Source organism: Actinoplanes sp. TBRC 11911, from assembly GCF_012933445.1.
In the GTDB taxonomy this organism is placed as follows: domain Bacteria; phylum Actinomycetota; class Actinomycetes; order Mycobacteriales; family Micromonosporaceae; genus Actinoplanes.
In genome coordinates this window covers 534,544-556,817 of sequence record NZ_JABBNC010000001.1, presented here as the reverse complement: position 1 = coordinate 556,817, position 22,274 = coordinate 534,544, and the positions used below count along the sequence as shown (strand labels likewise).

General features: G+C 67.7%; 19 protein-coding genes, 1 pseudogene and 1 riboswitch. Of the genes and pseudogenes, 12 read left to right on the top strand and 8 right to left on the bottom strand.

Translation table 11 applies throughout. The features are described 5' to 3' along the window. Positions 1-106 precede the first annotated feature (106 nt). A riboswitch (cobalamin riboswitch) is annotated at positions 107-312 on the top strand. 96 nt (positions 313-408) lie between these two features. Together HH310_RS02355 and HH310_RS02350 are read left to right on the top strand one after the other, a co-directional pair. Further along, a complete protein-coding gene (locus HH310_RS02355) occupies positions 409-2,748 on the top strand; it encodes a ribonucleoside-diphosphate reductase subunit alpha (protein WP_169173671.1) in 2,340 nt (779 codons plus the stop codon). A gap of 29 nt (positions 2,749-2,777) precedes the next feature. After that, on the top strand, positions 2,778-3,755 hold the full coding sequence (locus HH310_RS02350) for a ribonucleotide-diphosphate reductase subunit beta (protein WP_248293640.1): 978 nt from the start codon (positions 2,778-2,780) through the stop codon (positions 3,753-3,755). Between the two features lie 408 nt (positions 3,756-4,163). On the opposite strand, the gene HH310_RS02345 is transcribed toward HH310_RS02350, so the two are convergent. Then, positions 4,164-4,805 (bottom strand): PhoU domain-containing protein, encoded by a 642-nt coding sequence (locus HH310_RS02345; RefSeq protein WP_169173670.1) that lies wholly within the window; start codon positions 4,803-4,805, stop codon positions 4,164-4,166. Between the two features lie 71 nt (positions 4,806-4,876). On the opposite strand from HH310_RS02345, the gene HH310_RS02340 reads away from it, so the two are divergent. The 3 genes from HH310_RS02340 to HH310_RS02330 all read left to right on the top strand — a co-directional run bounded on the left by HH310_RS02340 (position 4,877) and on the right by HH310_RS02330 (position 7,841). Then, a complete protein-coding gene (locus tag HH310_RS02340) occupies positions 4,877-5,818 on the top strand; it encodes a LysR family transcriptional regulator (RefSeq protein WP_169173669.1) in 942 nt (313 codons plus the stop codon). Between the two features lie 134 nt (positions 5,819-5,952). After that, positions 5,953-7,407 carry an FAD-dependent monooxygenase gene (locus HH310_RS02335; protein WP_169173668.1) on the top strand — a complete coding sequence of 485 codons (1,455 nt, stop codon included), beginning with the start codon at positions 5,953-5,955 and terminating at the stop codon, positions 7,405-7,407. Between the two features lie 59 nt (positions 7,408-7,466). Then, positions 7,467-7,841, top strand: a complete 375-nt coding sequence (locus HH310_RS02330) for a VOC family protein (protein ID WP_169173667.1) — start codon at positions 7,467-7,469, stop codon at positions 7,839-7,841. 70 nt (positions 7,842-7,911) lie between these two features. Here the strand turns inward: HH310_RS02330 and HH310_RS02325 are convergent, their stop codons facing one another. Continuing rightward, positions 7,912-9,375 (bottom strand): GMC family oxidoreductase N-terminal domain-containing protein, encoded by a 1,464-nt coding sequence (locus HH310_RS02325; RefSeq protein ID WP_211191624.1) that lies wholly within the window; start codon positions 9,373-9,375, stop codon positions 7,912-7,914. A 137-nt stretch (positions 9,376-9,512) separates the two neighbouring features. Further along, complete coding sequence (locus HH310_RS02320; RefSeq protein ID WP_169173665.1) at positions 9,513-10,022, bottom strand: MarR family winged helix-turn-helix transcriptional regulator; 510 nt, start codon at positions 10,020-10,022, stop codon at positions 9,513-9,515. Positions 10,023-10,424: 402 nt separating this feature from the next. Here HH310_RS02320 and HH310_RS02315 point away from each other — a divergent pair, with 402 nt between their 5' ends. Both HH310_RS02315 and HH310_RS02310 read left to right on the top strand, forming a co-directional pair. Then, positions 10,425-11,213: an SDR family NAD(P)-dependent oxidoreductase gene (locus HH310_RS02315; RefSeq protein WP_169173664.1), complete on the top strand. Its 789-nt coding sequence runs from the start codon at positions 10,425-10,427 to the stop codon at positions 11,211-11,213. Beyond that, on the top strand, positions 11,167-12,144 hold the full coding sequence (locus HH310_RS02310; protein ID WP_169173663.1) for a helix-turn-helix domain-containing protein: 978 nt from the start codon (positions 11,167-11,169) through the stop codon (positions 12,142-12,144). The genes HH310_RS02315 and HH310_RS02310 overlap by 47 nt, the downstream gene beginning before the upstream one ends. A 67-nt stretch (positions 12,145-12,211) precedes the next feature. On the opposite strand, the gene HH310_RS02305 is transcribed toward HH310_RS02310, so the two are convergent. After that, the gene (locus tag HH310_RS02305) at positions 12,212-12,964 is read right to left on the bottom strand and encodes an SDR family oxidoreductase (RefSeq protein ID WP_169173662.1); all 753 of its coding nucleotides are present in this window, start codon (positions 12,962-12,964) and stop codon (positions 12,212-12,214) included. After that, positions 12,961-13,809, bottom strand: a complete 849-nt coding sequence (locus tag HH310_RS02300) for an SDR family oxidoreductase (RefSeq protein ID WP_169173661.1) — start codon at positions 13,807-13,809, stop codon at positions 12,961-12,963. Before HH310_RS02300 ends, HH310_RS02305 begins: the two co-directional genes overlap by 4 nt. A gap of 114 nt (positions 13,810-13,923) precedes the next feature. On the opposite strand from HH310_RS02300, the gene HH310_RS02295 reads away from it, so the two are divergent. Continuing rightward, positions 13,924-16,665: a LuxR family transcriptional regulator gene (locus tag HH310_RS02295; RefSeq protein ID WP_169173660.1), complete on the top strand. Its 2,742-nt coding sequence runs from the start codon at positions 13,924-13,926 to the stop codon at positions 16,663-16,665. 752 nt (positions 16,666-17,417) lie between these two features. Then, positions 17,418-17,744 (top strand): annotated as a pseudogene (locus HH310_RS45705) (hypothetical protein); the annotation flags it as partial. 190 nt (positions 17,745-17,934) lie between these two features. Here the strand turns inward: HH310_RS45705 and HH310_RS02290 are convergent. Further along, entirely contained in the window at positions 17,935-18,756 is an 822-nt protein-coding gene (locus HH310_RS02290; RefSeq protein WP_169173659.1) for an alpha/beta fold hydrolase, read from the bottom strand. A 171-nt stretch (positions 18,757-18,927) separates the two neighbouring features. On the opposite strand from HH310_RS02290, the gene HH310_RS02285 reads away from it, so the two are divergent. Then, positions 18,928-19,854: an NAD(+)/NADH kinase gene (locus HH310_RS02285; protein WP_169173658.1), complete on the top strand. Its 927-nt coding sequence runs from the start codon at positions 18,928-18,930 to the stop codon at positions 19,852-19,854. Here HH310_RS02285 and HH310_RS02280 read toward each other — a convergent pair whose 3' ends face one another. Together HH310_RS02280 and HH310_RS02275 are read right to left on the bottom strand one after the other, a co-directional pair. Next, positions 19,855-20,292: a VOC family protein gene (locus tag HH310_RS02280; RefSeq protein ID WP_169173657.1), complete on the bottom strand. Its 438-nt coding sequence runs from the start codon at positions 20,290-20,292 to the stop codon at positions 19,855-19,857. Between the two features lie 31 nt (positions 20,293-20,323). Next, the gene (locus HH310_RS02275) at positions 20,324-21,145 is read right to left on the bottom strand and encodes an MIP/aquaporin family protein (protein WP_169173656.1); all 822 of its coding nucleotides are present in this window, start codon (positions 21,143-21,145) and stop codon (positions 20,324-20,326) included. A gap of 131 nt (positions 21,146-21,276) precedes the next feature. Between HH310_RS02275 and HH310_RS02270 the strand changes: the two genes are divergently transcribed. Both HH310_RS02270 and HH310_RS02265 read left to right on the top strand, forming a co-directional pair. Further along, positions 21,277-21,606, top strand: coding sequence for a helix-turn-helix transcriptional regulator (locus tag HH310_RS02270; protein WP_169173655.1), 330 nt, complete (start codon positions 21,277-21,279; stop codon positions 21,604-21,606). Beyond that, positions 21,606-22,229, top strand: a complete 624-nt coding sequence (locus tag HH310_RS02265; protein ID WP_169173654.1) for a cation transporter — start codon at positions 21,606-21,608, stop codon at positions 22,227-22,229. The genes HH310_RS02270 and HH310_RS02265 overlap by 1 nt, the downstream gene beginning before the upstream one ends. Positions 22,230-22,274 lie beyond the last annotated feature (45 nt).

Genomic DNA, 22,274 nt, shown 5'->3' with positions numbered 1-22,274 from the left:
CGCGGACGAGCGGCGCCGGTGCACTCCGGCGTCGCTCCGCCCGCGTGACGCACGCGACACGCCAGGCACAGCATCTGGTGTTTCCCTTTCGCGCCCGCACCCATATATGGTGTTGTCCGCAGCTGGTTCGGGCGTCCTTCGTGGACGTTCGAGGCAACAGGGAACCCGGTGTGAGTCCGGGACTGCCCCGCAGCGGTGAGTGGGAACGAAAGCCGTCAACGAAGCACTGGGGAAACCTGGGAAGCGACGGCCGGTAGGAAACGAGTACGACGCCCGCGAGTCCGAAGACCTGCCAGCGCGCCGCACGCCACCGGTGTGCGGCGGTCGGAGGCCGCGCGGGACGGCCGACGCCATGATGCCGAGCCGGCGACAAAGCTCGGTGGCGTCCCCCTGCGCGCCCGACGACCCATGGGTTCTGGCGTGAGGAGGGGACACATGCAGGTCCGTAAGCGCGACGGCGACCTGGAGACGGTCGACGTCGGCAAGATCGTCAAGGCGGTCGAGCGGTGGGTCGCCGATCTGGACGAGGTCGATCCGCTGCGGGTGGCGACCCGGACGATCAGCGGGCTTTACGACGGCGCTACCACGGCCGAGCTCGACAAACTGTCGATCCAGACGGCGGCCGAGCTGATCGGTGAGGAGCCGCAGTACTCCCGGCTCGCGGCACGCCTTCTCGCGGCGTACGTGGAAAAGGAAGTTCGCCGGCAATCGGTGGCGAGTTTCAGCCAGTCGTTCCGCTACGCCCACCAGCAGGGGCTGATCGGCGACGAGACCGCCGCTTTCGTGGCGGGTAACGCGCGCGAACTGGACGACGCGATCGATGTGGACGGCGATCTGCGGTTCGAATACTTCGGATTGCGTACGGTCGCCGACCGTTATCTGCTGCGCCATCCGCAGACGCGGCTCGTGGTGGAGACGCCGCAGTATTGGCTGCTGCGGGTGGCGTGCGGATTGTCGCGGACGCCGGGCGAGGCGATCGGTTTCTACCGGCTGATGTCGTCGCTGGCCTATCTGCCCAGTTCGCCGACGCTGTTCAACTCGGGGACCCGGCACACGCAGATGTCGTCGTGTTTCCTGGTCGACTCGCCGCGCGACGAGCTGGACTCGATTTACGAGCGGTACCACCAGGTCGCCAAGTTGTCGAAGTTCTCCGGCGGCATCGGCATCTCGTGGTCGCGGATCCGGGGGCGGGGTGCGCTGATCCGGGGCACCAACGGCACGTCGAACGGGATCGTGCCGTTTCTCAAGACGCTCGACGCCGGAGTCGCGGCGGTCAATCAGGGCGGCCGGCGCAAAGGTGCGGCGGCGGTCTATCTCGAACCGTGGCACCCGGACATCGAGGAATTCCTCGAACTCCGCGACAACACCGGGGAGGACTCGCGCCGCACGCACAATCTGAACCTGGCCAACTGGATCCCGGACGAGTTCATGCGCCGGGTCGAGGCCGACGGCGAATGGTCGCTGATCGACCCGACGGACGCGCCGGAGTTGCCGGATCTGTACGGCGCAGAGTTCGACGAGGCGTACCGGGCGGCGGAGAAAAAGGCCGTCAAAACCGTCCAGGCCCGGGACCTGTACGGGCGGATGATGCGCACCCTGGCTCAGACGGGCAACGGGTGGATGACGTTCAAGGACCGCTCGAACGCGTTGTCGAATCAGACCGCGGCGCCCGGCAACACGATTCACCTGTCGAATCTGTGCACCGAGATCCTCGAGGTCAACTCCGATGCGGAGACCGCGGTGTGCAATCTCGGGTCGATCAACCTGGGTGCGCACGTTTCGGCCGAAGGCGTGGACTGGGCGAGGCTGCGGGCGACCGTGCGCACCGCGGTCGTCTTTCTCGACCGGGTGATCGACATCAATTTCTATCCGTCGCGGCAGGCCGAGGCGTCCAACCCGCGGTGGCGGCCGGTCGGACTCGGGCTGATGGGATTGCAGGACGCGTTCTTCACGCTGCGCCTGCCGTTCGACTCGGACCAGGCCCGGGAGCTGTCCACACGCGTACAGGAGGAGATTTTCCTGACCGCGCTGGAAACGTCGGTGGAACTGGCCGAACAATTCGGCCCGCATCCGGCGTACGCGCAAACCCGTGCCGCCCAGGGTGAGCTGCACCCGGACCTGTGGGGTGCGCCGGTTTCGCAGCCCGGCCGGTGGACGAGCGTGCGGGAGCGGATCGCCGCGTACGGGCTGCGGAACTCGCTGCTGGTGGCCATCGCCCCGACCGCGACCATCGCGTCGATCGCCGGTTGTTACGAGTGCATCGAGCCGCAGGTGTCCAACCTGTTCAAGCGCGAGACGATGTCCGGCGAATTCCTGCAGATCAACACCTATCTGGTACGCGAATTGAAGGCGCGCGGGCTGTGGACCTCGTCGATTCGTGAGCAGATCAAGCGGGCGGAGGGTTCCGTGCGGGGCATCGTCGAACTGCCCGCGGACGTCCGGGAATTGTTCCGCACCGCGTGGGAACTCCCGCAGCGTGCGCTGATCGACCTGGCCGCCGCCAGATCGCCGTTCATCGACCAGTCGCAGTCGCTGAACCTGTTCATGAGCGCGCCGACCATCGGCAAGCTCTCCTCGATGTACCTCTACGCGTGGAAAGCCGGCTTGAAGACGACGTATTACCTGCGGTCGCGGCCCGCGACACGCATTCAGCAGGCGACCGTCGCGGTGACGCCGGTCGTTGTCCCGGACGCCGAGGCGCTGGCCTGCTCCCTGGAAAACCCGGAATCGTGCGAGGCCTGCCAGTGACCACCGAATCCCGCCTGCTCGACCCCGGCATGGACCTGACCCTGCGGCCGATGCGGTATCCGCATTTCTTCGACCGGTTCAAGGACGCCATCAAGAACACCTGGACCGTCGAGGAGGTCGACCTGCATGCCGACCTCGCCGACCTGGCGAAGCTCTCGCCCGCCGAGCGGCACCTCGTGTCGCGGCTGGTGGCGTTCTTCGCGACCGGGGACACGATCGTCGCGAACAATCTGGTGCTCAACCTCTATCAGCACGTGAACTCGCCGGAGGGACGGCTCTATCTGTCCCGGCAGCTGTTCGAGGAGGCCGTGCACGTCCAGTTCTATCTGAACCTGCTCGACACGTACGTGCCGGATGAGAAGGAGCGGTTCGAGGCGTTCGCGGCGGTGGAGAACATTCCGTCGATCGCCCGCAAGGCCGAGTTCTGTTTCCGGTGGATCGACTCCATCTTCGAGCTGCGTTCGCTGGCCACCCGCGACGACCGGCGCGCCTTCCTGCTCAACCTGATCTGTTTCGCCGCGTGCATCGAGGGGCTGTTCTTCTACGGTGCCTTCGCGTACGTGTACTTCCTGCGTTCCCGGGGCCTGCTGCACGGGCTGGCGTCGGGCACCAACTGGGTGTTCCGGGACGAGTCGATGCACATGGCGTTCGCCTTCGACGTGGTCGAAACGGTCCGGGCCGAGGAACCCGATCTGTTTGACGCCGGAATGGAGCAGCAGGTGCGCGACATGCTGGCCGAGGCCGTCGAATGCGAGGTCCAGTTCGCCGCGGATCTGCTCGAACAGGGCGTCTCCGGAATGTCGCCGGCCGACATGCGTGAATACCTCCAGCACGTCGCCGACCGGCGGCTCGCGGTGCTGGGCATCGCGCCGATGTACGGCTCGAAGAATCCGTTCGCCTTCATGGAATTGCAGGACGTGCAGGAGCTGTCCAACTTCTTCGAGCGCCGCGTCTCCGCGTACCAGGTCGGCGTGACCGGAACGGTCAGCTTTGACGACGAGTTCTAAGCGCCTGATCGGAGGTCTTGCCCGTAACCGTCGCCGCATGCCCCACACCGTTAGCCCCGCCCGCTCCCGAGGGTGTGGGGACTTGCGACGCCCCTGCTGTCTGGACTCGCCACACTCTTAGCCCGCGCCCGAGGTGTGGGGACTTGTGACGCCCCTGCTGTCCGGACTCGCCACACCCTTAGCCCGCTCCCAAGGGTGTGGGGACTTGCGACGCCCCCGCCGTCCGGACTCCGCACACCCGCAGCTCGCTCCCGAGGTGTGGGGACTTGCGGCGCCCCCGCTGTCCGGACTCCCCACACCCGCGGGCCGCCGTCCAGGGGCTGCGCTCGATCGCCACCCTGACACGGTCTTCGCGCTGATATGTCCCCTCGGCCGAGTGAGTTACGAACAGGACTTCGGACTACGCGCTTAGTCGGTCTTGCCGGTGACCAGGAACACGACGTGGCGGCCGACGTTGACAGCGTGGTCGGCGTACCGCTCGTAGTAGCGGCCGAGCAGGGCGCCGTCGATGGCCGCCTCGACGCCCAGCGGCCAGTCCGGGCTGAGCATGACGGCGAACAGCCGGCGATGGAGATCGTCCATGGCGTCGTCGTCGCCGTCGAGCTCACCGGCCAGCGTCGCGTCCTGCCCGGCCAGCACCGACACGATCTTTTCGGCGAGCTCGTCGGCCACGCCGCTCATCGCGCGGAACAGGCCGGCCAGCTCCGGCACCACGGCCGGCAGCGGGTGCCGGCGCAGCGCCGCCTCGGCGACGTGCGTGGCCAGGTTGGTCATCCGCTCCAGGTCGGCGGCCACCCGTATCGCCGTCATGATCATCCGCACGTCACCGGCGTCGGGGTGCCGGCTGGCGACCAGGTCGTAGACGCGGTCCTCGACGACGCGGTAGAGCACGTCGACCTCGGCGCCGCGCACGATCACACCCTGGGCCAGCGTGTGATCGGCGGTGAGCAGGGCGGTGCTGGCCTGGCGCATCGCCTCCCTGGTGGCCCTGGCCATGGTCACGAGCGAGCTGACGGCCCTGGTCAGCTCGTCGTGGAATTCTCCCCGCATGGCATCTCCCGCCGTGGACGCTCCGCGCGCTGGCAGTGCAATCCTATGTGCGCAGCGGGGAGTCGGCGCCGGTGGCGCTGGTCTCGTGGACTGGGCAGATCACTGCGCGTGCGGACAATCGGGGTATGAAGGACCTGAACCTCCGCCGGATTCGGTATTTCCTCGCGTTGGGGGACGAACCTCATTTCGGGCGGGCCGCTGCCTCGTTGCACATCACCCAGCCGGTGTTGTCACGGCAGATCCGCCTGCTCGAGGAGGACGTCGGTGTGAAGCTGCTGGATCGCGACGGTGGATCCGTCCGGATGACCGAGGCAGGCCGTCGCGTGGCAGCGGAGGCGCCCGCGATCGTCGGCGCCGCCGCCTCGCTGATGCGCTCCCTTCGGGACGCCGCCGAGGGGATCGAGCGGATCCGGATCGCGTTCATGTGCGGGATTTCGCCGACACCGTTTACTCGTGCGCTCGCCGCTCGTCACCCCCGGCTCGCGGTGGACTTCATCCGGACGACGATTTCCGACCAGACCGAGGTTCTGCACAGTGGCCGGGCCGACCTGGCGTTTGTCCGTACGCCGTTCGACCAGGATGGGCTGAGCGGCCGGCCGCTGTACACCGAGCCGTGGTTCGTAGCACTTCCGACCGGCCATCGAGCGGCGAGAATGGAGTCGGTGGGCATCGCCGACCTGGCCGATGAGGTCCTGTTGCAAGTGCCCAAGATCATGCCGGAGTGGCTCAGCCTGCCCGGGAAGCGACGGGAAGCGCCCGCCATCGCCGAGAACATCGAGGAGAAGCTCGAACATGTGGCGGCGGGCCATGGGATCGTGGTGCTTCCCCAACAGGCCGCCCAGAGCTATTCCCGCGAGGAGCTGGCAATGGTGAAGATCAACGGGGTGCGCCCGAACCAGGTCCTCGTGGCGTGGCGAACGGATGCCACCTCACCGTTGATCCAGGAGGTCGCCCAGGCCGCGGCAAACGGTCGGCCGTCCAGGCCGATCGGTCGCGACGGAGGCGATGAGTAGCCCTTCCAGAACCAGGATGCGTGGACCGTGGTCCGTTCTCCTTAGGCCGTCGTCGACCTGCGGTGATGCCTATCGCGCGGCGGCCGGACCGAGAAAGCATTGGTGGCCTGTGAAGGGCGTGCCACGCTCCGGATATGAGTGAAGCGAGCGTTCTCGTGGTCGGCGCCGGGCCGGCCGGACTTGTCCTTGCCTGCGATCTGGCCCGGCGCGGGGTGTCCGTTCGAGTGATCGACGCGGCCGTGCAACCGCTGGCGGGCTCCCGGGGGAAGGGGTTGCAGCCGCGCAGCATCGAGGTACTGGATGATCTTGGGGTGGCCGGCCAGATCGTTGCCGGTGGTCGTTTCCGGATATTGCTGCGCAAGTACGTGGAGGGCGCGGCGCCGGTCACGCACGAGCTGAGTGATTTCGGCCGGGAGCCGGACGCCGCTACCCCGTACACCCGCACGATGATCATCCCGCAGTACCGGACGGAGGCGATCCTGCGGGATCGGCTCGCCCAGCTCGGTGTGAACGTGGAGAGGGGTACGCGGCTCGTCTCTTTCACCCAGGACGATCAAGGCGTCTCCGCGGTGCTGGACCGATCCGGCCGAACCGAAACCGTTCTCGTGTCCTATTTGGTCGGCTGCGACGGTGCCCATAGTCCGGTGCGAAAGCAGAGTGGGATCAACTTCTTCGGTGAGTCGGAGGCGGACAGCCGGCACCTGGTGGCCGATCTTCGGCTCGAGGGGCTCGACCGGGACTTCTGGCATCAGTGGCCGCAAGCGGACCACAACCTGCTCGCTCTGTGCCCCTTGCCCGGGGTCGACGCCTTTCAGCTGCAGATCGCGCATCCGCCCCTCGTTGAGGAGCTCACGCTTCCGGCTATGCAGGAAATCATCGACGGCATGAGCGGCCGTACGGACATCCGGGTTCGCGAGATCATCTGGTCATCCATCTGGCGGCATAACGTCCGTATCGCCGATCGGTACCGAGCGGGCCGCGTGTTCATCGCCGGCGACGCCGCACACGTGCACCCGCCGGCCGGGGGACAGGGCATGAACACGGGCATGCAAGACAGCTACAACCTGGCCTGGAAATTGGCGCACGTCTTGGCCGGAGCTCCGGAAACACTCCTGGACACCTACGAGGAGGAGCGGTTGCCGGTCGGTGCCAACGTCGTCGGGCTCACCACCGCACTCAACCGCCCCGGCTACACCAACATTCTGCCGACGACAGGTCAGACGGCGGACCTCCTTCAGCTCAGCGTCAACTACCGGGAGAGTTCCCTCAGTGGGAACGGTGGTGGCGATCGTGCGCCGGATGGCCTTTTGACGAGTGGCGCACGGCTCTTTGATGTCTTCCGAGGTCCCCACCTCACCGCGCTGGCCACCGGGCCGATCAGCGGCAAGATCGCCGAGCGGATAGCGGCACGCCACCCGTTGTATGTGAAGGCGGCTACCGACCCCACGCCGGAAACTCGCCAAACCTATGACGTCGCGGACGACGCGCTCATCATCGTGCGGCCGGACGGATACATCGGTGCCAGGACGACCCCGGCGGACGAGCAGACGCTCACCGAATACCTGGCAAAATTGCTTCCCCGCAGTTAGTTCGGAATAGTGTGATTCTGCAAACCTGAATTCTGTGCTCGGGTGGCCGTCTTGAGAGCATGCAGATATTGCGAACGCTTGTGCGTATAGTCGTCGACAGTCTGGATGACTCGCTTCCGCTATTCGAAGATCTGACGGACACCACGGGTATTCGGTTTCCGTATCGGGAGTGGCAGATAGGAATCGCGCAGGACTTTCTTCTCGTGCAGATTCCTGCTGGAACGGGGCCGGCTTGGGTCATCCAAGCACTTTGTGTCGTGGATGAACTCTCCGAAACGCTGCAGACGCTGACCGACGGCGGAGCTGAAATCCTCAGAGGTCCCACGGACGTGCCTTCGGGCCGCAACATCATCGCCCGGCACTCGGACGGGATGGTAATCGAGTATCTGCTGCCGAACGCGGACATGGCGAAGCTGCTCCAGACGGCCGGATGACATCACCTTAGGACAGTCCCAGGGATCGCCGTCGGCGGTGCGGGACGGCGATCCGGATGAGGATCCGTCCTTACATCGCGCCCCGTGCGATCAGGTCGGCAGCCCGCTCCGCGATGGCCACGACCGGGGCGTTCGTGTTGCCCGTCGGGATCAAAGGCATGACCGAGGCGTCGACCACGCGCAACGCTTCCACGCCGTTGACGCGCAGTTCGCCGTCGACCACGTCACCGATACTGCAGGTCCCGACGTAATGGTGATAGCTGCTGATGTTGTCCAACGCCGTAGCGGTCAGATCGCCACCCGGGCCGGGAAGAACCTCTTCTGCCCGCCACCGGTCGAGGACAGCAGATTCGCCGATGCTGCGAGCGATCTCGAGACCAGCGACCAGTGCCGTCACGTCACGGCTGTCGGTGTTGTAACGCGGGTCAATGAGCGGGCGAACGGCGGGATCGGCGGAGACCGCCCGCACGGTGCCGCGGCTGTAGGGTGCCATCAGCGAGACGTTCCACGTGTAGCCGTCTCCCGGCATGGGTCCGGGAAGACCGATGCGCCGCAATGGGACGTTGGTGAACATGATCTGCAGATCCGGCCGGGTCGCCGCCGGGCTGCGCAGGAGACCAACGACCTCGGCGAAGTTGCCGTCCCCGGCCGCGACGTGAGTACTGGCCTGATAGACGATGCCGGTGAGGGGGTGGTCCTGCAAATTCCGCCCCACCCCGGGCGAGTCGACCTGTACTCGAATCCCGGCGCGCTTGAGTTGGTCCTCGGGGCCTATACCGGACAGTTGAAGCAGATGAGGTGACCCGATCGTACCGGCAGCGAGGATGACCTCGGTGGTGGCCGCGATCTCTTTACGCTGGCCGTCGTGGACGACGACAACACCGGTACACCGCCCGTTGTGGAGGGTCACGCCGTGCACGACGGCGTCGGTGAACACGGTGAGGTTCGGCCTGCCGGGCAGCGGCATGAGGTAGGCATCCGCCACGGTCTGGCGGCGCCCTTGCCAGATCGTCAAATCGGGCCAACCGATGCCTTCCTGAAGACCGCCTGACGGGTCGTCGGCGAACGGTTGCCCGGCTTCGAGCGCAGCCGCCAAGGCGTCCACCGCGATAGGAAGTGGCCGCTGGGCTGGAGCGACGTTCAGCGGGCCGTCGATTCCACGGTTACGCGGATCCCGGCCTACGGTCCGTTCGCTACGTCGGAAATACGGCAACAGGTCGGCGTAGGTCCAGCCAGGGATCCCCCAGGCGTCGTATCCGCTGACGTGTCCCCGAGTGAAGACCATCGCATTGATCGCGCTGGACCCACCCAGACCCCGCCCGTGCGGCATCGGCTCGGTAACGCCGGTTGTCTCCTGAACGGTGCTCACGTCCGCCCAGTCAGCCGTGCTGCCGGCGAGCGTCGGCCATTCTGCGGGTACGTGCACCGCGGCCGGCAGAATCCGCTGTCCCGCCTCAAGCAGCAACACGTTGACGTTCTCGTTTTCGGAAAGGCGTGCCGCGAGAACGGAACCCGCGGAGCCACCGCCGACCACGATAAAATCGTAGGAGGGATTATTTGAATTCATGGTCTGGAGACGTATCAGCTGGCCCGATCTTCATCGCTGTGACGAAGGATTCCCCAAGCTCTGGCGAAAGGTAAGAAATGCGCAAGGATCAGCTTCTGCATTTCCTACCATGCCGACTCGTCGCCACCCTGGACAGGGAAATCCTTGCGGTCTGCTGAGTCCGACTGCCGAGGGGCGGGAAGCCGTTCCAGCAACGACACCAGCGCCCGGAGCTGCTGCGGAGTCAGATAACCGAGAAAATTGCGCCGTACGCTCGCGGCATAGCAGTGATCACCGCGGCTCAAGCCTGCCCGTCCCCGGTCGGACAGCGAAACGTTCCATCGCCGCCGGTCACCCGCGGGCTTCTCCCGGACGACTAGGTCGTCGTGCGCGAGCTTCTCGACGATCCGGCTGATCCGGGTCGGCGACACGCCGGTCGCGGCGGCGAGATCGCCCATCCGCATGGTGCCATCGGGAGCGTCAGCGAGGCAGCGCATCGTCGTGTACTCGCTCAGCGTCGTCCTGGTCTCCTGAATGAGATCGTAGTCGACCTTCCGCTGAGCCACGGCGGCCCGCTGCACCAGAACCTCGAAGAAGCCTTGCTCCTCGGCCGTCAGGCGATCCTCGGTTTCCATCGGTTCAAGGCCTCCGGGCCGGCAATCTTTGGATTGCCATTCTGACATCAGGATCTCGGGAAAAGGACAGTCACTACGCTATCTCGTCTCGCATAGGCATGGTCGATGCGACTGAGATTGGGCAAGAAACGCTGCAGCCGTGCAGAATATGTCCACGTGTGACTTGCCCGGCCCTACCTGGTCAGCCGGTGCCTCAGTGTGCGGCGAAATCCGCTATCCGTGTGCGTCATGGCTGGTCGCGGCTGGTTGGACTGCTGCCGTTGGGCCGTCGGTCTGTGCGCGGATACGAACGATTCTCGAACCGCGTGCAAAGTGGCAATGGATTAGCAGAGCGAGTCAAGCGTCGCGTGGAATTGCGTTTTAAGATCGGGGCCGGACAACCTTTGATGGAAGGGCACGACGATGCTCATTGACGGATCTGTTGCCCTGGTAACGGGCGCCAACAGTGATATTGGTCGCGAGTTCACGAATGGGCTTATCGCAGCCGGCGCCAGAAAGGTCTACGCGGCCGCACGGCGACCTGAGGAGATCTCTGATGCACGTCTGACGCCGGTGCAACTCGACGTCACCGATCCGGCCACCGTTGCCGCTGCGGCCGAGACCGCGCAGGACGCGAATCTCCTCGTCAACGTCGCGGGTGGCGGTTCCCTGCTCGACGTCCTGGACGGATCCATCGACGACGCTCGCGCGCAGATGGAGGTGGATCTGTTCGGGACATGGCAGATGTGCCAGGCGTTCGCTCCGGTCTTGGCCCGGAACCACGGCGGCGCCGTCGTCAACATCTTGTCGGTCACATCGTGGGCGGCCGTTCCGGAGATGGCCGGGTACTCGGCAGCGAAAGCTGCCGAATGGTCATTGACGAATGCTCTGCGGGTGGCACTGGAAGAGCAGGGAACTGCCGTTCTCGGCGTTCATTCCTTCTGGATCGACACAACGTCCGCAGCGATTGTCAAAGCTCCCAAGTCAACCACCAAGCACATGGTGAGCAGTGTATTGCGGGCACTGCGCGAGGGCCGTTCCGAGGTGTTCCTCGACGAAATCACCAGTTCGACCAGGCGGGCCTTGGACGGAGACATCGCGAAAGTGCGGATTGCAGATGTTTTCGGCCTTGGCGACGAGGTCGAATGGACATATCCTCGTAAGCGTGGAAGCCGATTGGAAATGGAGCGTCAGCCAGATTCCGCCGCGTGAGCGATTCGGCGCGTGGTTCGAGATCATGTCAGCCACGTACCTCGCGTTCGCGATCGAAACGGCACCGGGTCTGGATCAGGACATCGCGGCCGACGTGCACGAGAACAAGTTGGGTGCGATGTCGCTGTTTCGCACCTCGGTGTTGCCGCATCGCGGTCGCCGCACCTGGCGTCATGTGGCCGCCAATTCTCATGACGTGGTCGGCCTGCACTTCGTCCGGACCGGGAAACTCGCGGCTGAGCTTGACGGGGAGCGCGTGTTGCTCGGACCGGGCGATGCGCTGATCTGGGACGGCGCAACCACGGGCCGCTACGAGATTCTCGAGCCGCTCGTGAAAACTACCTTGATCGTGCCGCGTTCGCTGGCGGCCACTGTTTTGCCCCGTTACCGGCAGTCGTCCCTGCGGACCGTGTCGGGGCAACATGCACCGAGCCGGTCGCTCGTCCGGTTGCTGACGCTTCTGGATGACCAGTTGCCCTCGATGACGGGCACCGCACGCGAGGCGGCGGCGCGGCTCGTCGCCGAGATGCTGAAGCCACTCGATCACGCGGAACTCAGCCCGGCACTGCGGTTGAGAGAACAAATTCTGGCGTATATAGACGCGAACCTGGGGGACGCGAAATTGAGCGTGGCCACCGTCGCGGCCGCTCACGGCATCTCGGTCCGCACTCTGTATGCGGCGTTTGACGGGCTGGGCGTGACGCCGGCCGGCTACGTACGGAACCGGCGGCTCACCCGCAGCTATGACGACCTGTTGTTTGGCGCCGACCCGGTGGGGGAGGTGGCGACGCGATGGTGTTTCGTCAGCCCTGCCCACTTCAGCCGCGCTTTCCGTAACCGCTACGGCGTGTCGCCGATCGAGGTCCGCAGGCACGGCCAAGAGCCGCCGGTGGAGCATGAGCGCGGAGACGTACGGGATCGGCAAGCGTGAGAAGGCCACGGCAGCGAAGGCACCGAGGTCACGCTCCCCTCGGCGTGACCTCGGCGCTGCCGGCCGGTCAGGCGGTGGCGCCACCGCTGACGAGCAGGAGCTGGCCACTGACGTAGGAGGACAGCGGCCCCGCGAAGAACTCGGCGACGTTGGCGACGTCGTCGAGGGTGCCCATGCGAGACATCGGGTTGAAGTCCTTGACGAACTCACGGATCGGCGAATCGGATTTCACGTCGGTGTGCAGTCCGGCGCCGGCGGTGGCGGTCGCCCGGATCCCATTGACGGTGATGCCCCGGGGTCCTAGTTCGCGAGCCGCCACCTGCACAAGGTATTCCGGTGCCACCTTGCTCCCGCCGTGGATGCCATAGCCGGCCATCGGGTACACGGTGGTGCTGGAGCTGACATAGATGATCCGGCCCTGGTCGGCGACGTGCCGGGCGGCGGCCTGCATGGTCAGGTACGCACCCTTGGTGTTGACGGCGAATAACCGGTCGAACTCTTCTTCGGTGAAGTCGGCCACCGGCAGCCCGGGGTGTTCGAGGCCGGCGTTGAGGATCACCAGGTCGAGGTTGCCGAAAGAGTCCACTGTGGTCCGGAACAGGCGGGTGACGTCGTCCGGGACCGAGACATCGGCCCGCACGGTGACAGCCCTTACGCCGTACGCCTCGACGGCTGCGCGAGCGGTCTCGGCCTCCGTCGCGTCGTGGGCGTAGTTGATCACAATGTCGGCGCCCAGGGACGCGTATCGCAGCGCGATGGCCCGTCCGATGCCATGCCCCGCGCCGGTGATCAGGGCGACCTTGCCGGACAGGTCGGTCACCGTGTCGCCTGCTCCGGCAGCGGAGCGTCGGTGGTCGCGGCGCTCGTCTCCTGGGCCTCCACCTCGGCGAGGCGCTCGAGCAGTGCGTCGTGGATGTACTTGTAGCCGTCGCTGCCGAGCACCAGACGCCGCGGTGCCGGGGAGCTGTCGACGCTGGCGATGATGGCTTCGGCCATCTTGGCCGGGTCGCCGGCGGCCGGGGGGAGGTTCTTGATCATGCGGGTCATGGCGCCCGGGGTGTTGTCGTACGCGCTCAGCGGGGTCGCCAGCCGTGAGCTGCCGTAGCGGAACTCGGTGCGGGCGCCGCCGGGCTCGACGATGGTGACGCCGATGCCGAACACCTCGACCTCCCTGGCCAGCGACTCCATGAACCCCTCAATGCCCCACTCGCTCGCGTGGTAGATCGTGGCACCGGGGTTGGTGGCCTGGCCGCCGTACGTGGACATCTGGATGATCCGGCCAGCACCCTGGGTGCGCAGGAACGGCAGTGCCGCGCGGGTCACCTCGATCGGGCCGACCAGGTTCGTGTCGAGCTCGTGATGAACCTCCTCGTCGGTGAATTCCTCGGCGGCGCCGAACAGGCCGTAGCCGGCGTTGTTGACCACGACGTCGATTCGGCCGAACGCGGCGAACGCTCGGTTGACCACCTGCTTGATCTCCGCGAAGTCGGTCACGTCCAGGTGGGCCAGCCACAGCCGGTCGCCGTACTTCGCCTTCAGGGCAGTCATCCGGTCGAGGTCACGGACGGTGCCGGCGACCCGGTCCCCGCGGTCGAGAAGCTGCTCGGTCAGGTGCCGGCCAAAACCGCCACCCACACCGGTGATCAGCCACGTCTGCTGTGCCATTTCATGCTCCTTGCCAGGTTTGGTCCAGTTAAGGACCTGTTCGTCGACAATCCTGGTGCGCCACCCGCGTCGCGGCATCCGTGACATCACCAGTCCGGGGTAGCCTCCGAACATGTGACCGCAGCGCAGATCCCGCCCCTGGTCGGGCGCGACGAGGAAGTCGGCGTCATCGACCGGTTGCTGACGCGGGCCGGCGCCGGTCAGGGCGGTGCGGTGGTGCTGCGCGGCCCGGCCGGAATCGGCAAGACGGTGCTGCTCGACTACGCGGCCACGCGGGCCGGGCCGGCGCGGGTGCTCCGCGTGGTCGGGATCGAGCGGGAGTCCGACCTGGCCTTCGCGGGTCTGCATGAGCTGGTCCTGCCGATCACCGGCGTGCTGCACGATCTCCCGGTCGCCCAGACCGACGCGCTCGGCACCGTGCTGGGCCTGCCGCCGGCGGGCGAGATCGATCGGTTCCGCATCTCGGTTCAGTTACTGGGGCTCCTCGCGGCCGTCGCTCCGCTGCTCGTCCTGGTCGACGACGTGCAATGGCTGGATCGCCCGTCGGCGGACGCGTTGCTGTTCGTCGCGCGCCGACTCGACGCCGAGCCGATCGCGATGCTGTTCGCGGTCCGCGACGGCTTCGACCATCTAGGCATCCCGGACGTACCGATCGGCGGCCTCACCGAAAGCGCGGCGGAAGATCTGCTCGCACGTTCCGCGACCGGGCTCGCTCCGAGCGTCCGCCGCCGGCTACTGGCCGAGGCCGACGGCAACCCGCTGGCCCTGCTCGAACTGCCCCGCAGCCTGTCCGCCGGTCAACTCCACGGCCGCGATGCGCTGCCCGACCGCATCCCGCTGACCCCGCTGCTCGGGCGACTGTTCCGGCAACCGATCCGGCGGCTGAGCCACGCCGCGCGCACCGCCGTCCTGCTGGCCGCCGCGGACAACACGGGCGACACCGCGGTGGTGCTGCGCGCGGCGGCCCGGCTCGGGCTGCCGCCGGATGCGCTGGACGCGGCCGAGACCGCCGCGCTGATTCGCACCGACGGCGGGCGGCTCACGTTCCGCCACCCGCTGGTTCGTGCCACCGTCTACGACGGAGCGACGCTGACCGAGCGCCGCGCGGCGCACACCGCCCTGGCCGAAGCGCTGATCGGCGACGACGCGGATCGTCGCGTCTGGCAGCAGGCGATGGCCGCCATCGACCCGGACGAGGCCATCGCCGCTGAGCTGGACGAGTCGGCGCACCGGTCCACCCGGCGCGCCGCGCACGCGTCGGCCGCGGCCGCACTGCTGCGGGCCGCCGAACTGAGCGCCGCCGGGCCCGAGCGAACCCGCCGCCTGGCCGGGGCGGCCGAGGCGGCCTGGGCCGCCGGCGAACCGGACAAGGCACAAGCCGCCGTCGATCGAGCGCTGCCGCACGCCGAGGGCGAGTTGTACGCGCGGCTGCTCCGGCTGTCCGGAGTCATCGCCGCGCGTAACGGCCACCTGCGCGACGCCTGCGATCGGCTCCTGGAAGCGGCGCGCGCCACGGCCGACCCGCCGCGAATCCTCGAGACTCTGATCGAGGCCGCGGGCCCCGCGTTCTCCCTCGGCGATGCGTCCCGCCTCGGCGAGATCGGCGAGCGCGCCGGTGCTGTAGCCACCGCGACATCCCGGGACCTGCTGATCGCCCGGCTGGTGCAGGGACACGCGAAACTGCTGGCCGGTGACTATCAGCCGGCCTATCGGCTGCTCGCCGACGCCCTCGCACACGCCGGTCACGTCGACGATCCACGGGCGCTGATCTGGGCGGCGCGGGCGGCGTCGCTGAGTGACAGCATGGGCTGCGGGGTGGCGTACGCGAACCTGGGTGTTGATCTGGCCCGGCGGCGCGGTCTGGTCGGGTTGCTTCCGCTCGCGCTCGCCCAGCAGTCGGCGGAACTGATCGGCGTCGGTGATTATGACCTGGCGTACGCCACGGCGTCGGAAGGTGAGCGCCTGGCCACCGAGCTGGGACAAGGACGGGCGACGCACCTCGTCCACATGGCTACGGTGGCGGCCGTGCGGGGGCGGGTCGACGAGGCGTACCGGCAGGGGGAAGAGGCGCTGGCGCTGGCGCAACGTAGCGGCTCGACCTATCACGCGGCCGGTGCCCGGATGGCGCTCGGCCACGCGGACGGCGGTGCGGGGCGGGTCGCGGAGGCGGCGGAACGGATGCTGGTCGTGACCGACATCGATGATCCCGAGTTCAACCCGGTCATCGGGTTCGCCGCCATGCCCGACGCCATCGAGACGCTGCTGCGGGCGGAGCGGGGCGACTTTGCCATGCGCCGGTTGACCGCGCTGACCCGATGGGTTTCGGCCGCACCGACCGACGCCCGCCGTGCGCTGTTGGCCCGCTGCGAGGCTCTCCTCGAACGACGACCGCCGGACGAGGCGTTTGCCGACGCGCTCGCCCTGGGTGGCGCGCTGTTCCCGGTGCAGCGTGCGCGCACCCAGCTGTTGTATGGCGAATGGCTGCGGCGCCGGCGACGACGTCAGGAGGCCCGGCCACATCTTCGTGCGGCGTACGAGACGTTCAGCGGGGTGGGGGCCGGGCCGCTCGCCGAACGAGCCGCTGTCGAACTGCGCGCCACCGGCGAGCGTCTCACGCCGCGCGATCCCGCCGCGATGGATCGGCTGACGCCGCAGGAACTTCAGATCGCGACGCTGGTTTCGCAGGGCATGCAAAACCGGGAGATCGCGTCGGTGCTGTTCATCAGCCCTCGGACCGTCGAGTATCACCTGCGCAAGGTCTTCGCGAAGCTGGGCATCGCGTCACGCACCGACCTGGTCCGGGGCGGGACGGGGGTGGCTGCGTCACCGAGCGAAGCACCTCGACCGGCAACCTGAGAGTTCCGTGTACGCTTGGTAGCCAGCGGCCCGCATCGTGAACAACCAGAAACATCCTAGGATGGCTTAGAGGTGGTGCGCCTGAACACCGGCGCACCCGAACCCGGAAGTCCAAATTGGGCGTAGCTGCGGCCGTCGGCTCGTGATGCGTCTGCGGCTCGACGTCCTGGTCGCCGGCGAGCCGGATCGTGAGCAACCGCCCTTAGCTGCCATCGGCTCGTGATGCGTGTACGGCTCGACGTCCTGGTCGCCGGCGAGCCGGATCGTGAGCAACCGCCCTTAGCTGCCATCGGCTCGTGATGCGTGTACGGCTCGACGTCCTGGTCGCCGGCGAGCCGGATCGAGAACAATCGTCCGCTAGCTGCCATTGGCTCGTGATGTGTATCGGTCTCCACCAGCCGACGATGTGCGCGCAGGGGCGGGCGTTCCCGCTGTGTGGATATCGCGGCCACATCGTGGACTTTTTGCGAACCTTGGAGAGTTGCGCCCACATACGAGCCATAACTCTCCAAGGTTCACATTCAGCCCGGAAAACCTGCCGGACGAAAGCCGCATCGATGGGCAAAAAGTTTGTCCACAATGGACGAAAATCTCGCATTGTGGACGAGGGTCCAGAACGTGGTCGCTGGTCTCAGCATGCGGTCGCCCGTCCCACGGAATGGAAGCGCCATGCCGTTCGGTGGTGCAGCGCGCGGTGACCCTGCGCATCACTCGTCGGCGCCCAGCCGCTCAGCTGTCTAGCTGGTTCGGCGGTGACGCGGCTGTCGTTCTTCCCGTCGACCCCGGCGCTGCCAGGTGCCGGCGGTCACCGGAAATGTCGGATATGCGCGGCGTGTGGGCGGCAGGCGGGCGGCGGCGCATGGCGCCGCCCTGCCACGGCGCGGTTCGCGCGTTCGCGGTTCGCGCGTTCGCGGTTCGCGCGTTCGCGGTTCGCGCGTTCGCGGTTCGCGCGTTCGCGGTTCGCGCGTTCGCGGTTCGCGCGTTCGCGCGTTCGCGGTTCGCGCGTTCGCGGTTCGCGCGTTCGCGGTTCGCGCGCTCGCGGTTCGCGGTTTGCGCGTTCGCGGTTCGCGCGTTCGCGGTTCGCGCGTTCGCGGTTTGGGGTTCGCGTTCGCGGTTCGCGCGCTCGCGGTTTGGGGTTCGCGGTTCGCGCGTTCGCGGTTTGCGGTTCGCTCGATGGGTGCGATGCGTGCGGTTCCGGCCCGGGAGCGGGGGCGCACGCTTCGCCGCGCCTCGTGAGTCACGAGAACTCTGACGGGCGGGCGCGGTCACTCACTTGGCGGCTGTTGCCAAGAAGTCGAGCAGTAGCGCGTCTAGTTTGGCTGGTGCGTCCAAGGGGATCCAGTGGCCCGCGTCTTCGATTCGCTCGTACCTCCAGGGACCCTTCACGTACGCGGCTGAGCCGGTCATGTTTTTCTCGGTCAACGCGCCGTCGCGGCTGCTCCAGACGCCCATCGCCGGTGCGGTAATCGGGGGGAGTTGCCGCCGGGGGGCGATCAGCGACTCGGGTGGCAGGTTGGCGCGGTAGATGGCGAGGCTCGCGGTGAGCGCGCCCGGGACGCTGAGCCGGCGGACGACCTCGTCGGCTCGGGGGTGCGCCATCAAGGTCCGGAGATTGTGGAAGTCGTCTGCCGACAGCCATTCCTCGGCGACGCCGGTGAACTGGAAAAGCAGCATGTACCACGACAGTTCGCGCTGGCGGGTGCCCGCGGTGGCGAACGACGCCGGATGGCCGGTGGACAGCGCGGTCAGCGACGACACGCGGTCGGGGGCGAAAGCGGCGACGCGCCAGGCGATCGCGGCGCCCCAGTCGTGCCCGACCACGTGCGCCGCTGGGATGTCGAGCGCGTCGAGGATCGCGACCACGTCACGGACGTGTTCCGTCAAGGCGTACGGGGGAAGGTCGGTGGGTTTGCTGGAATCGCCGAAGCCGCGCAGGTCGGGGGCGATCGTGCGGTAGCCGGCGGTGCCGAGGGTGTGGATCTGGTGTGCCCAGAGGTCGCCGGTGTCGGGCCAGCCATGCAGCAGGACGACGGGTGTGCCCGCGCCGTCGTCGCGCACGTTCAGGCTGATCTCGCCGTTGCGAACGAGCATCGGAACCGCCGCCTTTCCGAAGTGGGGACGCTATCCATTGTGGGCGGGCTGAAGCTGCGCGCGCAGTGAGATGGCCAAGCAGACGAAGCATTCCATGCTTGCAGGCTAGTCACCGTGGTCGATGCTTGGTGGGCCCCGCGGATGGCTGTTGACCTGCGATAAGGTGAGATCGTGACCTCTGAGCTGCGGGTGAGCGCCGTGGGTCTGGTGCTTCATCCGACGAAGTCGGTCGAGCAGTCGGTGGACACGATCGTCGCGTCCGCGCGGGGGCGGCCGATCCGGGTGCTGGCCCGGCCGGGTGACCGTGACCGGGTGCCGGCCGAGGTCGGCATCGTGTCCGAGGCGGCCTTTGTGCGGGAGGTCGACGGCGTCATCGCGCTGGGCGGTGACGGCACGATGCTCGGGGCGATGCGCCTGATGATCGAGCGGCCGGTCCCGGTGCTCGGCATCAACCACGGCAACCTCGGGTTCCTCGTCGAGGTGACGCCGGCCGGGCTGCCGGCGGCGCTGGCGCGGCTGGCCGCGGGCGACTTCACCATCGAGCAACACGCGTGCCTCGAGGTCGACGGGGTGGCGCTGGAGGCCCGGTTCGGGTTCAACGACGTGGTCCTGAGCCGGGTGGGCCGTGCCGGTGCCGTCTCCGTGGATCTGACCGTGAACGACGTGGACTACGGCTACTACCGGGCCGACGCCGTGGTGGTGGCGACGCCGACCGGCTCCACCGCCTACAACTACGCGGCGGGTGGACCGGTGCTGTCGCCGTCGTCCGGGGCGGTCGTCGTCACGCCGGTCGCGCCGATCTCCGGGGTCAGCCGGCCGATCGTGCTGGGCGCGGAGGACAAGGTCGCGCTCACCGTGGCGCCGGACAGCGCGCCGGTCGCCGTGGATGTCGACGGCACGCAGGGTGGCGGGGCCGGGCGCGGCGATCGGCTGACGGTGACGGTGCGTCCGGAGGGTGGTCAGGTGGTGCGGTTGTCGGCGCGTGAATATGCGAGCCGGAGCCGGGTCAAGCTCAGTCTGCTCGATCTGCCGCTGCGTCCGGACCAGCTGATCGAGCTGATCCCGGCGGAGCTGCGCCGCAGGGCCACCGAGGCGTGATCACCCCCAGGTGAGCAGTGCGCCGCGTTCGTCGAAGGTCGCCTCGGGTCCCCAGGTGATCTCCCAGCGGTTGCCCTCCGGGTCGGCGATGAACGCGGAACGCCCGCCCCACGGCCGGTCGGTGGCCTCGGCGACGGGGGTCCCACCCGCGCGAACGGCCGCCGCGAAGACGGCATCGACCTCGTCGCGGGTGTCGACCGCGCAGGCCAGGGTGACGCCGGCCCAGCCGGTCGGGTGGGTGCTGCCGGGCGCGGCCTCGGCGGTCAGGTCGAACATCGGAAAAAGCGCCAGGAGTACGCCGCCGACGTGGAACCCGGTCCACGTGTCGTCACCGATGGCTATCTCCGGCCAGCCCAGCCCGCGGTAGAACGAGCGGAGAACGCCCATGTCGCGCGTGCCCAGCGTGACGATGGACAGGCGAGCGGGAATGTCGGTCATGCCGGCCCCTTTCCTCGGGTGACGCTGCGTCTCATCGCTGATCGGGGCGCAGGTACTGGGTGCTCAGATCGCCCTGTGCGCCTCGGGAGCCGGATCGCCCACCACCATAACCGCGCAATACGAAAGCGACGCCCACCGCGATCACCGCGCCGGTCAGCGGTCCGACGACGTATACCCAGTAGTTTTCGAAATTCGCCCCGATCAGGTCGGGACCGAAGGTGCGTCCGGGGTTCATCGAAGCGCCGGAGATCGGGCTGGCCCACAGACCCGCCAGCGCGATGTAGGCACCCACGCCCAGCGCGGCGGCGACGCCGACATTCTGGGCACCCGACGCGGTCCCGAGAATGACACTCACCAGACCGAACGTGAGGACCAGTTCCATCAGAAATGCGTCGAACGACGAGTAGCCGGCGGCGGGGTAGTTGCTTCCGAACGTGGCGGAGACACCGACCACCGCCTGCAGGAACCAGGCCGCCAGTGCCGCGCCGCCGAGCTGGGCCACGATGTAGCCGAGCACGCGGACCCACGGGAAGTCGCCGCGTAATGCGAACGCGAGAGTGACCGCGGGATTGAGATGGGCGCCGGAGACCTTGCCCATGAAAAGAATCATCGCGAGCACCATCATGCCGGGGGCGATCACCGCCGCCGTACGGCTGATCGTGCCGGGAAAGGCCTGACCCATCATGCCGCCGCCGGCCGCGACCAATACCAGCAGGAATGTTCCCAGCACTTCGGAGAACAGCCGCCGCCATTCCTGGGACGGATTCTGGAAGTCGGCCATCGGCTTCATGACATCCGCTTCGAACCAGCGTTCGAGGACCCGCAAATCTCCCTGGGCCTGGTCCTGAGCCATCGTCAACCACTCCTTCCACGGTTCACTGCGACGGCACGTTAGGCCCGAATTCGACGTACGCCATCACCCGTGGCGGACGTCCCTGCGATACAGCTTCCGCTGAATACAGCGGTTGCTGTACTGTCCGGGACATGGAGACGGCAACACACGGTCAGGTCCTCACCCGCTTCGGCCACGCCCTGTCCGACCCGACCCGGGTTCGGCTGCTGCTCGCGCTGCGTGACGCCCCCGGCTACCCGGCCGAGCTCGCCGACCTGCTCGGGGCCACCCGGCAGAACTTGTCCAACCACCTCGCCTGCCTGCGTGGCTGCGGCCTGGTCGTGGCCGTCCCGCAAGGCCGGCGCACCCGCTACGAGCTGGCCGATCCCGGCATCCGGCGCGCCCTGGACAACCTGCTCGGCCTCGTCCTCGCGGTGGATCCGGCCGCCTGCCCGCACGCCGTGGACAAGGACTGCTGCTGATGAGCCTGCCCATCGCGGCGGCCGGGCCCGACCCGGCGCGCCGCACCGTGCTGGCCCGCCGGATCCGGCTGCTGGTCGCCGCGACCATCGGGTACAACGTGATCGAGGCGATCGTGGCGATCAGCGCCGGCGCCGCCGCGAACTCCACCGCCCTGATCGGGTTCGGCCTCGACTCGGTCATCGAGGTCTCGTCGGCCGCGGCCGTCGCGTGGCAGTTCGCCGGCCGCGACCCGGAGGCACGCGAGAAGATCGCGTTGCGCATCATCGCGATCTCGTTCTACGCGCTCGCCGCCTATGTCACCGTGGAGTCGCTGCGCAGTCTGCTGGGCGGCGCGGGCGCCGGGCATTCGAGCGTCGGACTCGTGCTGGCCGCGGTGTCGCTGGCCGTCATGCCCGCGTTGTCCCACGCGCAGCGCCGGGCCGGCCGCGAACTCGGCTCCCGCACCGCGGTCGCGGACTCGCATCAGACACTGCTCTGCACGTATCTCTCCGGGGTCCTGCTCGTCGGTTTGGCCCTGAACAGCCTCTTCGGCTGGACCTGGGCCGATCCGGTGGCGGCGCTGTTCATCGCGGTGGTCGCCGTCCGGGAAGGCACCGAGGCCTGGCGAGGCGATCACTGCTGATTCCGGCGCGGGGTGTCGAGAATGCGGCGGCGGCTCCGTCCTTGG

What these genes read in the sequence shown, in the direction of transcription:
- HH310_RS02345 (WP_169173670.1), bottom strand. Translation starts at nt 4,805, where the DNA reads ATGCGGGGAGAATTCCACGACGAGCTGACCAGGGCCGTCAGCTCGCTC.
- HH310_RS02275 (WP_169173656.1), bottom strand. Translation starts at nt 21,145, where the DNA reads ATGGCTCAGGACCAGGCCCAGGGAGATTTGCGGGTCCTCGAACGCTGG.
- HH310_RS02315 (WP_169173664.1), top strand. Translation starts at nt 10,425, where the DNA reads ATGCTCATTGACGGATCTGTTGCCCTGGTAACGGGCGCCAACAGTGAT.
- HH310_RS02335 (WP_169173668.1), top strand. Translation starts at nt 5,953, where the DNA reads ATGAGTGAAGCGAGCGTTCTCGTGGTCGGCGCCGGGCCGGCCGGACTT.
- HH310_RS02330 (WP_169173667.1), top strand. Translation starts at nt 7,467, where the DNA reads ATGCAGATATTGCGAACGCTTGTGCGTATAGTCGTCGACAGTCTGGAT.
- HH310_RS02265 (WP_169173654.1), top strand. Translation starts at nt 21,606, where the DNA reads ATGAGCCTGCCCATCGCGGCGGCCGGGCCCGACCCGGCGCGCCGCACC.
- HH310_RS02350 (WP_248293640.1), top strand. Translation starts at nt 2,778, where the DNA reads ATGGACCTGACCCTGCGGCCGATGCGGTATCCGCATTTCTTCGACCGG.
- HH310_RS02290 (WP_169173659.1), bottom strand. Translation starts at nt 18,756, where the DNA reads ATGCTCGTTCGCAACGGCGAGATCAGCCTGAACGTGCGCGACGACGGC.
- HH310_RS02355 (WP_169173671.1), top strand. Translation starts at nt 409, where the DNA reads ATGGGTTCTGGCGTGAGGAGGGGACACATGCAGGTCCGTAAGCGCGAC.
- HH310_RS02280 (WP_169173657.1), bottom strand. Translation starts at nt 20,292, where the DNA reads ATGACCGACATTCCCGCTCGCCTGTCCATCGTCACGCTGGGCACGCGC.
- HH310_RS02270 (WP_169173655.1), top strand. Translation starts at nt 21,277, where the DNA reads ATGGAGACGGCAACACACGGTCAGGTCCTCACCCGCTTCGGCCACGCC.
- HH310_RS02300 (WP_169173661.1), bottom strand. Translation starts at nt 13,809, where the DNA reads ATGGCACAGCAGACGTGGCTGATCACCGGTGTGGGTGGCGGTTTTGGC.
- HH310_RS02320 (WP_169173665.1), bottom strand. Translation starts at nt 10,022, where the DNA reads ATGGAAACCGAGGATCGCCTGACGGCCGAGGAGCAAGGCTTCTTCGAG.